Here is a 13,149-nt window from a genome sequence, read left to right as displayed (position 1 = left end):
CTAAAATGTATTGGTTAGAGTTTTTTTAGACCTCTTAGATGTATTGCTATATTACTATCAAGATAATATTTTGAATAATCCTCAAAACAAAGAAAAGTTTTGTCAGAAAAAAATAAAATCTTATTAATTTTTATAATTAGTTGAATTTTTATAGAAATAATCCTCTTAATATATTAAAATAACATCGTATTATGTCTGATTTTAATTAGGGGAGAGAAATTTTATGTTGAAAAAAATTATTCCAGTTGCTTTAGCAATAAGTACAGTTACTTTTACTAGTGTATTTGCTGCGCCTTCAGCACAAGCAAGTACAGAACCAAACCGCTACATAGATGTACAAATGCTCGGTATTAACGATTTTCATGGGCAGGTAGACACTGTAAAAAAAATTAACAATAAAGATGCAGGGGGAATTGAGTACTTAGGGGCTTATTTACGTGATCGTGAAAAACAAAATCCAAATACATTAAAGGTACATGCTGGCGATGTTGTTGGAGCAAGTACTCCTGTTTCAGCATTATTACAAGACGAACCTACGATTGAATTTCTAAATGATTTGAAATTCGATGTTGGAACTATAGGAAATCATGAATTTGATGAAGGTGTTGCGGAAATGAACCGCCTTATTTATGGTGGATACCATGAGAAAACAGGGGATTTTAAAGGAGCAAAATTCCCATATGTTGCTGCAAATTTCTATAATAAATCCACTGGTCGTTTATTTTTACCACCATTTACTATAAAAAAGGTACAAGGAGTTCCTGTTGGATTTATCGGAGTCGTAACAACGGATGTTCCTAACCTTGTTATGCCTACTATGCTAAAGAATGTAGAAATTACAGATGAAGTTGAAGCTATTAACAAATCAGTAAAGCAATTAAAAAAACTAGGCGTTAAATCTATCGTTGTTCTTGCGCATAACGGAGGTACAACAGATGGGAACGGCGTAACAAATGGTGATATCGTCCGATTAGCAAATGAGACTGATCCAGAAGTCGATGTTATTTTTGGTGGGCATAGCCACACCTATGTAAATGGAACTGTTAATAATAAACTTGTCGTACAAGCAAATTCTTATGGTATGGCTTTTGCTGATGTTGATGTAAAGATTGATCGTAAAACAAAAGATATTGTTGAGAAAAAAGCAGAAATTGTTACAACTTACCATGAAGGCATGGAGCCTGATAAAAAAATAAAGAAGAAGATGGAGAAATATCAAGCAAAAATCGCACCTCTTGTTAATGAAGTTGTAGGCAAGTCTATTGCTCCACTAGATCGCAAACTCAATACGGCTGGTGAATCTACTCTCGGAAATTTAGTTGCTGATGCCCAGCGTACAACAATGCAATCCCAAATTGCACTTATGAATCCTGGTGGTATTCGTAATGACTTAGATGCTGGTGATATTACATGGGGAGAGATATATGGTATTCAACCATTCGGAAATCAATTAATAAAAGTAAATTTAACAGGCCAAGACATTCGTGATATTTTAAATCAACAATGGCAAAAAGACATAACAAGAATGCTTCAAATTTCAGGGATCCAATACACTTGGGATGCGAACAAGTCTAATGGAGAAAAAGTAACAAGTATTTGCTTAACAAATGGAGAAGAAATCATTCCTTCTAAAACTTACAGCGTCGTTGCTAACGCATTTCTAGCTTCAGGTGGAGATGGATTTGTATCCTTTAAAAACGGTAAAGATGCTGAAACAGGACCAACTGATTTTGAAGCATTAGTAGATTATATAAAAAAATCAAAAGAACCAATTCAGTCTGTTATTGATGGAAGAATTCAAAGAATGAATTAGTTTTTTATTAATCTCAAAAACAAATAGATTACCTGTGCGCTATACTTTTTAGTGTGCAGGTAATCTATTTTTTTGCGCTTTCGGGCACAGATGCTACTTCAATCCTTGCATTATAGAAACGATTTTGAATGTAAGGAATTTGTAAGGGATAGGTAAGGAAAAAGAGATTTTCATTGTGTAGGATAAAAATATAAGGAGGCGTGAAGGGGGGAACAAGTACGGCCTACATATAAAACAAACAATCAGTAACAAGAGTTTTTGTGAAAATAATGAGTACAATGATTGCAAATGCATTGTTGCCTTTTCATCATTGGGAGAATGGATAGCTGTGTGGTTCGTATATGACACTGCTATCAACTATCTATACAATTTTAATAGAAGAGAGGAATTTTTTATGAAAACACGCAGTAAAATTACATGTGCAAGTCTAGCACTTTTAATAGGTGGAAGTTCCCTGTTATACATAACACCAACATCAGTTGTAAAAGCAGAACCCGCGAAAAATGTATCTAGTTCGTTACAAACAAGTACGCAAAGCGATCGTACTTCCGTTAAGAAAGCAATACGAGATGAACTGCAACTTGGATACCCAGGAATACTCGCTCAAATTTCTAAGGGTGGTAAAACTTGGAGTTATACCGCTGGGATAGCGGATCTGAGAACTAAGAAACCAATGAAAGCAGATTTTCGCTTTCGCATTGGCAGTGTGACGAAAACGTTCATTGCAACAGTTCTACTTCAATTATCTGGAGAGAACCGTTTGAATCTAGACGACTCCATTGAAAAATGGTTGCCTGGTGTCATTCAAGGAAACGGATATGATGGTAACCAGATTACGATCCGGCAAATATTGAATCATACAAGTGGTATTGCTGACTATATAAATTCAAAAGACTTTGATATTACGGATATAAAAAAATCGTATACGGCTGAAGAATTTGTAAAGATGGGGATTTCTCTTCCTCCAGACTTTGCTCCAGGGAAGGGTTGGTCTTATTCAAACACAGGATACGTAATACTGGGGATCCTTATCGAAAAAGTAACAGGAAACAGCTATGCGGAAGAGGTTGAAAATCGGATTATTGAACCGCTTGATTTGTCAAATACATTCCTACCTGGCAATTCAAGCGTGATTCCAGGCACCAAGCATGCCCGTGGCTATTTACAACTAGACGGAGCAAGTGAGCTAAAAGACGTTACTTATATTAACCCAGGTAGCTCGGATGGAGATATGATTTCTACTGCTGACGACTTAAACAAATTCTTCTCTTACTTACTCAGTGGCAAATTACTGAAGGAACAGCAACTAAAACAAATGCTTACTACAGTTCCTACAGAAAGAGAGGGAACTAGATATGGCCTTGGAATCTTTGAAATTAAGCTTCCGAACGGTGTCTCGATATGGGAACACAGGGGTGCCGTTCCAGGGTTTTCTACTTTTGCTGGTGGAACACTTGGAGGCAAACATACATTTGCTATCAATTCGAACAGTTTAAACATTAATAATCCGGAATTTTTTAAAAACATTTTACTTGCTGAATTTAGCAAGTAGGCAAAAAGGAAAAACGGATAAATTTTGTCATTTGTCATTTCAATCGGAATGGATTACCGCTTGAAATGAGTATAGAGGGAATTAAGTATCTAGAAACAATCAAACCAATTATGAGAGATAGCTAAGTAAAAGGATTGGTTTATACATTGGCCGATTAAAAGAGCAACAAATATAACAAGTGATTATTATGTATATATACTATTATATTTGTATTGATATTGTCACTAATTGTAAATTTGTATAAAGTGCGAAGTCTAATTTAAGACTTCGCACTTTTGCCGTTTAACAGCTTTTATTATGAAGCTATTAACAATAGAAAAAAGGAGAATGTAACTAGTTATGCGGATGAATCTTGGTACATGCGCTATGTAGGAGATTTTGCTGAAAAAATATACAAGAAAAAAATCAAATTTAGAAGAATATACGAATTAGAGACAAGAAAGCTGAAGTAAATTAAAAATCTTTGCTTTTTTGTTTTGGGAATAGTATTTTATTATCTTCACACATATAAGAAACAAAGAAATTTATATAAATTATGTTTTGATAATAAAGGTTTAATTGGTTTGTTTTAGTAGTTTTATGCTTATGAGTTACTTAAAATTCTAGCAGTTTTGTATACATAGTTTTTCCAGCCTTAATTGATAGCGCACAGATATAACGGTTATTTTAACCAAAATTTTCATGAAAATACCTTTAAAAAGAACACAAGTTCGTATATAATGAGAACGAACGTTCTTTTTGTTAGGAGTGATAACCTTGTATGATTATTCTCTTTTACCGAATCGTATTATTTTATGTGTAGATCTTTTCTGTTACTATTATGTCAACGATATAGAATCGTTGACATTTTTTTACAAGAAAACTGATAGATATAGATTTTTATCTCAGGAGGAATGATAATGAACCAAAATGATACCTTACTTGTAGAAATAGCGAAAGGAGAAAATGAATTACGTTATTTAATCACAGATAATGGAATTCCGATTCCTGAGGTGTCTCTCTGGCTAGATTTAGTTAGCCTAAATAGTTATTTGACAGGGGAACGTTATGCATATGCTTTATTGAAGTATCTTCGTTTTCTGAAAAGCAAAAACATGGATTTTAGAGAGGTTCAGAACAAAGGTACCATTGAAGAGTATGTCAAATATCTAATGGGATTTAGAGAACAAATTATTAACATTGAAGCGCCTTTAACATTTACAGCTATACAAACTAATCTTACCCCCATAAAGCAATTCTATGGTTGGTTAGAAGATGAGCAGGTATTAACTCAAAGTCCCCTACGTTCAAAGATAGAAAGACAAAATTCTTCTTTTAACGTTCATTGGAAAAAAAAGCTATTGTACGGTCAAATATGGTCTTTTAATACAGAAAAAACGATACTCGCAAGAATTAAATATACAAAAAAACATGTACATCTTAAATGGTATACAGAAGATGAAACTAAAGGAATTACTGAGTGCCTTCCTACTATTCGGGACAAAGTTATTTTTCAAATAAGTATAGAAACTGGTATGCGTATTGGTGAAATTTTAGGATTAAAACTAGAACACTTTGATCCAATTGAACAAACATTACAAGTTGTACGTGAACTAAATATTGAAAATAAAGCCAAAGCGAAAACAGAAGCAAGAACAATTGTTATAAATAATAAACTAAGTGATCTAATTCAGGAGTACCTAGTGAATGAGCGAGGATTAGTTGATATAGAATATAGCTCTTATTTATTTTTAAATTATCAAGGTATTTTTAAAGGAAAACCTATGAGGACTAGGAACTTTCTTAGGATTTTGAAAAGTGCAGGAGAAAAAGCTGGAATTAATAAAAAGGAAATTCGTACTCATAGTGGACGTAGTACAAGAGTACAGCAATTAGTTGAACTCATGCGAGATTATCCCCATTTAGGTATCACACAAACCTACATTGATAATGAAATGGGATGGAGAAGTGAGAAAACAATTAGAATATATGAACGAGGATATAGCTTGAGACAAAAGCGATATATTTTAGAGAAAATTAATAGCATTATAGTAAATCAAGGTATACCAAAGGAGGATTGATATATAATGAACCTGGAATTAGAGGTGTGTAACGAAAAAATTCTTAACATTCAAGAAATTATTAGTGTTTTGGAAAATGAGTGTGTAAAAGGAAAAACAATTAAACAACTTAAAACGTTAGAACACTTTTCTGCCTTATCTCACAAGCTCCGTCAAATTTTTAAAGAACTAGATTATCAACTTTATAGGTATGTGATGAATTCATCTTCATTTAAATTAAAAAAAGCGATTGGACAAGCTATAGTACAAGAACTATCGCAAGAATTCATTTATTTTATTGAACAAATGTGTAAACGCCATTATGAATTAGGAAAAGAAATTTCGATAAAAGGTATTTATACCAGTATTCGAGGTTTACAATCTTTCACGTCAGGCCCTGTAATTGAATTATACGAATTAGCATATCATAATTTTTATAATAAAATTAGACAAGAACTTATACAGGCACTTTTAGAATTCAACAAAGAAGCTATCCGCCAGATCTGGTCAAATTTAAGACAGACAATTTTTTTTGAGTTGTTACTTCCAGAAAATGAAGTGTCTCTTATTAATTACTTAAAACAGTGTGGTTATGAAATCATAGAATGTGGTTATACCATTACTTGGCACAAATTATGGCTTCATTCATTTCAGTCAGATATGACTGATGAAAATCATATAATTCGCCCTTCTGGGGGAATTGTTAGTGAGATAAGACCATTCAAAAAATATGGAGATCCTATTCTAACTGTAGTTAGTGAACTAAGAGAAGAACAATTGAATGATATGGACAATAACGTGTTAAATACTAAAGATGATATGTGGAAGTTCGTAGAGATAAATATTGAAGTTCCACGTATTATAAAACTGAATTTTAAAAATATCCCTTTTTTTATTAAACAAGAATTAAAAGATTATTTACATAATTGGTTTGAAAAAGGAGAAAAGGCAAGAAAAATTCAACAACGTTTTTGGAATTTAATGCGTATTATTAATACAATGAAAGAGCTTGATAATATTAATGTTTTTTCTATGTTAGAACTAGATAAGTATCAAGTACAACAAATCTTTTCACATCTTCAAAACCAAAAGAAAAATAGTGATGACGTTAAATATAAAATGGTCACGATTAATGGATCTATGACTGAAGCACGTTTATTTGTAGACTGGTTAATAGAAAGAAATAAAATAGATACCCATTATACTAATCCTTTTCGTGAACTAATACTTCCTAATACACATATAGATAGTGAGAATATACCTTACATTCCAGATGAGATAGTAAAACAGTTGCAAACTGCAATTAAAGAATGTCCATTACATATTCAACATGCTTGGCTTATTATGATGAATACCGGATTACGTATATCCGAAGTGTTAAAACTAGAGAAAAATTGCTTAGAATGGGATATAAAAGAAAAAATCTTTTATCTAAAATATATCCCTCATAAAATATTACGTTATAGAAGAAAGATAGGACTAGATGATTATAATAAAATTCCTATTCTTGATCCCATTGTTGTTAATTATATAAAAAAACAAATTGATAATACTGAATTTCTACGTCAGCAAGCGAATACAAATTATATCTTTATACGTCTGACTGGTACAAAAAGAAAATTACATCAAAGTGCTCAACGTGTAATTGCGTATACTGGTTCTGATATTGAGGCACCTATAAACCGCTTGATTCGAAGGAATAAAATTAAAACCGCGGATGGGGAATTATGGGTGTACTCGCACCATCAATGCCGAAAAACACTCGCTACACGTTTACTCACAGAAGGAGCTTCTATTCAAGAAACATCGCAAATATTAGGTCATTTAACAGAAAGAACCACTCTTCAATATTATGAAGATATTGATAAAATGAAAATTGCTCACTTGGATCGTACTTTATTTGAAGCCTTATTCGATGAGATACAACCAGAGGTTATTCAGGCATATACCAAAGATGAGTTAACTGCACTAAAAGAAGAGATTTTACAAGGTGCCCGTGAAACTCCGGAAGGACATGGTACTTGCCTCAAACATGTTTCTTTTGGGCCATGTAAAAAAAAGTCCTGTGTGGGTTGTTCTCTTTTGTTAACAGGACCTCAAAAATTACCAATGTGGAAAAAGCTATATCATGAACAAAAAGAATATATTGAGCGTTTAGCTACTTATCATAGTGGACAAGGTAATGCTAACTATGGGGAGTATAGGGAATTTCAAGCAGAAAATCATTTGCTAAAAACATATGAAGATACAATAAAGAAGTTAGAATCTTTTATAAAAGAGAGGATGAAACTACATGAATAAAAGAATCGATACTCCGCTTCTTGAAAGTATACCGTACTCCCAAAATATAAAAGAACAATTGAAGCAAAAAACTATGATATATGGAGATTTCTCCTTTGATGATGATACGTGGCATTGCCTAAAAAAAAGAAGAGATACGCGTCATTTGTCAGAGTACACACTGCATTTTAAAAACACCCCACAAAAATACAGAGAACTAGTTAAATATTTTGTCTTGAGTTTATCTGACTCTATTGGTCATATCAGAACTTTGTGCAGAAATCTAATTAAATTTTTCAATTTTCTTGAACAAAACTTTCCCAAAGTGGATCTTAAAATTGTAGACCGATCAATAATAAACAAATATGAATACTGGCTTCGTATGAACACTTTAAGTGATAATGTAAAGCGTTCATGTTATTTAGCAATTCGAAAATTTTTTTCTATATTAAATGAGTTTCCAGAACTACCAGATATAAATCCAACTAAACAACGTAATCCATTTCCAGAGAAAAAAGGTAAGCCTAAAGAACGTTATATTCCTCAGGAAGTCATTGAAAAATGGGATTCTGTTATGAAAACAAATACTGCCATTCCTTTAGAGTTTCGAACATTGTATTGGCTTTTACGTTCTTTTCCAAATCGAATAACTGAAATTCTTAGTATGAAAAGAGAATGTATAAAAAGTTTTTATAGTGAATATACCATTCTCATTCCTACTTTCAAGCAAAATGGCGGCTATAATCGTCCTGAAATCAAAGCTATCCCAGTCATTTACACTGGCCATGGTAAATACGTAATTAATCTAATACGCGAACTTCAAGTACAAACAGGGGCTTTATTATCAAATACTAAATATCAATTTAAGAACAAAGAGTATATAGATTTACTATTTATCGTAAAACACTGGACTTTCTCTTTTGAAAATAAAAATATTAATATTCGTATCAACGATCAAAAAAATTTAACCTTTTGGACACATTCAAAAGTAAACAATTTACTTGAGCAATTAGCTATTGCATTAGATATTAGAGATAAGAATAATAACCTTTTTATTCCTACAACTCACCAGTTTCGACATAACGCAGTAACGGATAGATTATATGTGGTGGGATATACAGCAGAACAAGTTAGAAAACTAACTGGTCACAAGAATGAAAAAATGACAAAATATTATGTACATCAGTTATTAGAAAAGCATAAAGAAATTCATTTGAATATAGAGAATTTAAGAAATGAAAAGGAAAGCCCAGTATCTTTTAGAGGGAAAATAATTAATTTAGATGAACGTACACGGTCACAGCTAGAGAAAGATTCACGTAAATATTTAACATGGGAAGCAAATGGGAAAAAAGGAGTAGGAATTTGTAGTGATATATCGGGCTGCAACCCTAAAGGCACCTCTATCCATTTTGAATGTTATGCATGTGATTGGTTTGTTCCTAAAATTGAATACCTTGACGATTACCAAAAAGAATATAGTTACTGGAAAAAAATCACCGAACAAATTGGAAATAACAAAAAACGTGCAGCACATCTTGAGAATGCTATTCGTAATGTAAGCTACTTAGAGCGTATTATAAATATTTGTGAAATAGGTATTGAAAAGTTCAAACAAGAAACTATCAATGAGCAGATAAATAACAAAAAAGAACGTTATAGGTGGGAATAAAATTGACATTAAATGAGGGATTAAAAGCGATACAAGAAAAGGCTAGACAACAAACTATAGAAGCTGTGACATGGGCTGTTACATTTATTAAAGATACCGAAGGAGTAAACAGTAAAATCACTGCTCAGAAGTTAGCGGAAGTAACCAACTTAAGTAGAGCGGTTTTGTATAAACAACATATACGTGGAATTTGGGATGTTAATTGGCAGCAGTGTAAAAAACATTCCCTAAAACAAAATGATGCAGTTTGTGTTGATAATACTGATCTGCAACTACAAATCGATGAACTCACATATAAATTATCCATAGTCGAAAATAACAACGAAAAGTTAAAAAGAAAATTAGAGCAAGAACAAACACGTTTGCAAATAAATGTGCAGGAGATAAAAGAAATAAAAGAGAAACATCAAAAGCTTTTATATCAATATTTAAAAATATTAAGGGAGCTACATGTTCGTGGTATTAAAATAGAAGATTTAAATATAGAATCTACCATATGTCCAAGATTTAGAGATTACTTGCAATCTATTTAATCTTTTTGCATCAGAACCGTATAGGCCAACTACAGCTTCGCAGTTGGCCTAAAACTATATAGATTTTCTTTATTTATTTCAAAACGATTTTATCTCAACTCGTTATCCAAAGGTACAATGACTTCATCTAATGTCTTTCTCCACTGACGCTTCATTTCTGGTCCGTATTTCAATGGTTTTGCATCTGGATGTACGGCTTTATACTTATCAAATTGTTTGCTGTTGATGATTCCCCCAACATTCGGAATAGGGTCTGTTCCTATCACATATTGAATCGCAGATAAATGCAGCTCATTTTCTTCCACAAACCAAGTATTCGCAAATTCTTTAATCGCTTTATTATAGGATTCAGTGAAGAAGCGTCGTTTCACTACAAAAATATCTTCCTCTGAATCTATTTCTTTGGTATCAATAGCGTTTAAAATCGCACGGTACACATCTTTAACAATTTCTGATTTCTTCAGTTTTTGAAGCGCTTTTTCGATCTCATCACGGATATTCTGATTATTGGCTGAGTACGTTCCTAATAGTCGGTCAATATAGGTTGAGTCAATATCATAGATCTTAATTGTATTTTCTCCATAGAATTCAATGTCTGAGAAATCTGGACTCGGTCCATCTTGGCCCCCTTCATCTACTAGTGAACCCTTAACCGTGTTGTATACGCCAATATATGCTTCTAAGGTATTCACTTGTTCTTGAAGTGCTGTTGATTTCTCCATATCATCGTTGTAATCATCATATGTAACTAAAGCTTCATAGGCATTGTTTAGCCCTTGGAAAGCTTTCACAAATTCAATCCGGGTTTCAAGAGGTGAGTGCTCGTCAATATCGGCTGAATTTGGAACTAACGTTGTTAACACCTTGTGAGCCTTTTTAAAACGTTTCTTCGATTCAGCATAAGTTGGATAAACAAGATTAGATTCCTCTTGTGCTTCAGAATATAACTTCGTGGCATCCTTAACATTTTGTTCCATTGTCGAAGGCTTCCGGAATGTCACAATCAATCCTTTTGTCTTTCCTGGATAGGTACGATTGGTTCGAGAAAAGGCTTGGATCAAATTGGCATAACTTAAATTTCGATCCACAAATAACGTTTGAATCGTTGGTGCATCAAATCCAGTCAATAAGCGGTCTACAACAATGACTAAGTCAATTTGTTTTCCGAATTCTTTGAATTCTGCTTTCTTACGAGCTAAGCGATTGTTGATATCGCCATTATATCGTTCAATATCTTCTATCGACCAAGCAGTGCGATAATAATCGTTATAGTCCTTAATAATGTCTTTCATTTCATCTTGAATTTCTTTGGAAGTATCCTCGTTTTCTTGTATCGAATAGGTAATAGCAATCCGCGGAAAATCTGGATCTTCAATCGTACGCCCCGTTCGAATCGGATGCCCAGCAAATTCTTTCGTCAACCATTCTGGATCTTTAGTCATTTCCTTGATCGCCTGATAGTAGCGTTTCGCCATATCAATAGAATTTGTTGTTAAAATGGCAGACTTTTGAGGACGACCATTTTGAAAATCAAATTTTGTATAGGCATTATCTGGTCGGAAAATCTTACGAATGACTTTTTGAATATGAGTATCCTTTTCGAAAGAAGATGGTTCAAGATATGTTTCCTTTTCCATACTATCCATTTGATCAATAATGTCGTTAATTTTATCATCACTAAAATGAGCGTATTTTTCATTTTGACGCAACTTAGCAAAAATATAATTATTTAATGATGTTGGCTCAACCGTATCCTCGTGCTCAACTTGAAATCCTAAAACAGCCCGATCGTCTAACGCGTTTTTAATGGTATAAGTATGTAAGACTTCTCCATATTGATCACGAGTAGTGCGAGCTAATCGACCTTTAGCTTGCTTCTTATTTACATCAAATATCGGCGTACCCGTAAAGCCAAACCATGTAGAATTAGGAAAAAAATTTTTAATCTCTTCCATCCCTTCTGCGCTTAACGCTCGATGGCATTCATCTACGACAAAGACAATATGTTGCCCCAATAGTTTCTTAAAACGTTGGGTTCCTTTTTGTTCCTCTTGTCTTTGGGCATAGCGCAAGGCAGCTTCTAATTTTTGACGAGTGGTAATAATCACTGTATTGGAATTAGCATCAGATAGTAGAGTATTACTTAGCTCTTTCGCACTTCCGGTTCCGACAATCAAGCTATTAGACTTGGCATTACCTGAGGAAATACCGGTATTAAACTCAGAAGCAAATTTGGTGAATTCTGTCGTAGTTTGATTATCTAAGTCTTTTCGGTCAATCAGCATAATTGTACGGTCCACACCTGGTTTACGAGCCAATAACTTTGTAGAAACAAAACTTGTTAACGTTTTTCCTGAACCAGTCGCATGCCAAACATATCCTGATTCATGTTTCATGGCAGATGTAAACAAAGCTTCAATCGCATGAATTTGATAAGGATGTAAGACCATTAAGGCTTTGTTATCTTGATCCTCACTCACAATCGTATAATTGGCAATCAGGCGATGTGCATCTGGAATGTTTAAGACTTGTTTCACAAATTCATAGAGATTGTCTACTTTTCGATTGTCTGTTGTTCGCCAGCTAAAGATAAATTTCTTATGCATGTCTTTTGGCATCGCATTGGCAAAATAGCGAGTCGTTTGTTCGTTGGAAATGACAAATAACTGAAGAGTAGAAAAGATATTATTTCTAAACATCCCTTCTTCTGCGTATTTCTTGATTTGATTATAGGCCTGGAATACGCCGTCTTTGGCACTCACCTGTTTCAATTCAATTTGAACAATTGGCAACCCATTGATTAAGAGTGTCACGTCAAATCGGCGATCACGACCATCAACCTTTGTGTTTTGTTTCGCAATCTGATGAACGACTTCGTAAGTTGAGATTCCGCCACCAATGTCTTGGTTGGAATACAACACCAACGACATCGACCCCAGTGAAACATCTTCACGTTCAATCGTAATACGAGCAATTCCATTCTCTCCTTTAAGCCATCTAGCAGCATCAAAGGGTGTCTGTGTTTTCGATAGTAATTCTGTTTTAATATTGTCAAATTCTTTATCAGAAATTGGATGTTCTCCAATTTCTGATAAGTTATTTTGTGTAATCTTTTGACGCAAGTTCTTCCATAGATCTTCTTCTGATTTTAAATCTGGACGATAATTCCACTGATTATGCCCTTCTCCTAACACTTCAATCAGTCGACGTTCCACTTCAGCTTCATTTTTGTGCGGTATCTTTATCATTTTTCTTCCCCC

7 protein-coding genes are annotated in these 13,149 nt (G+C 33.5%); 6 read left to right on the top strand and 1 reads right to left on the bottom strand.

The annotated features are described in order from the left end of the window. Positions 1–223 precede the first annotated feature (223 nt). The 6 genes from QCI41_RS05655 (at position 224) to QCI41_RS05630 (ending at position 9,889) form a co-directional block, all read left to right on the top strand. Entirely contained in the window at positions 224–1,813 is a 1,590-nt protein-coding gene (locus tag QCI41_RS05655) for a bifunctional metallophosphatase/5'-nucleotidase (RefSeq protein ID WP_353838022.1), read from the top strand. A gap of 394 nt (positions 1,814–2,207) precedes the next feature. Further along, positions 2,208–3,365 (top strand): serine hydrolase domain-containing protein, encoded by a 1,158-nt coding sequence (locus tag QCI41_RS05650; RefSeq protein ID WP_353838023.1) that lies wholly within the window; start codon positions 2,208–2,210, stop codon positions 3,363–3,365. An 899-nt stretch (positions 3,366–4,264) separates the two neighbouring features. Further along, positions 4,265–5,425 carry a tyrosine-type recombinase/integrase gene (locus tag QCI41_RS05645; protein ID WP_353838024.1) on the top strand — a complete coding sequence of 387 codons (1,161 nt, stop codon included), beginning with the start codon at positions 4,265–4,267 and terminating at the stop codon, positions 5,423–5,425. A gap of 6 nt (positions 5,426–5,431) precedes the next feature. After that, positions 5,432–7,705 (top strand): tyrosine-type recombinase/integrase, encoded by a 2,274-nt coding sequence (locus tag QCI41_RS05640; protein WP_353838025.1) that lies wholly within the window; start codon positions 5,432–5,434, stop codon positions 7,703–7,705. After that, positions 7,698–9,356, top strand: coding sequence for a tyrosine-type recombinase/integrase (locus QCI41_RS05635; protein ID WP_353838027.1), 1,659 nt, complete (start codon positions 7,698–7,700; stop codon positions 9,354–9,356). Before QCI41_RS05640 ends, QCI41_RS05635 begins: the two co-directional genes overlap by 8 nt. A gap of 2 nt (positions 9,357–9,358) precedes the next feature. Next, a complete protein-coding gene (locus QCI41_RS05630) occupies positions 9,359–9,889 on the top strand; it encodes a DUF6262 family protein (protein WP_088066987.1) in 531 nt (176 codons plus the stop codon). Between the two features lie 89 nt (positions 9,890–9,978). Here the strand turns inward: QCI41_RS05630 and QCI41_RS05625 are convergent, their stop codons facing one another. Then, positions 9,979–13,137 (bottom strand): type I restriction endonuclease subunit R, encoded by a 3,159-nt coding sequence (locus QCI41_RS05625; RefSeq protein ID WP_353838028.1) that lies wholly within the window; start codon positions 13,135–13,137, stop codon positions 9,979–9,981. Positions 13,138–13,149 lie beyond the last annotated feature (12 nt).

The organism is Bacillus cereus group sp. MG4, from assembly GCF_040460055.1.
Lineage (GTDB): Bacteria > Bacillota > Bacilli > Bacillales > Bacillaceae_G > Bacillus_A > Bacillus_A wiedmannii.
This window is presented reverse-complemented; position numbering and strand designations above follow the sequence as displayed.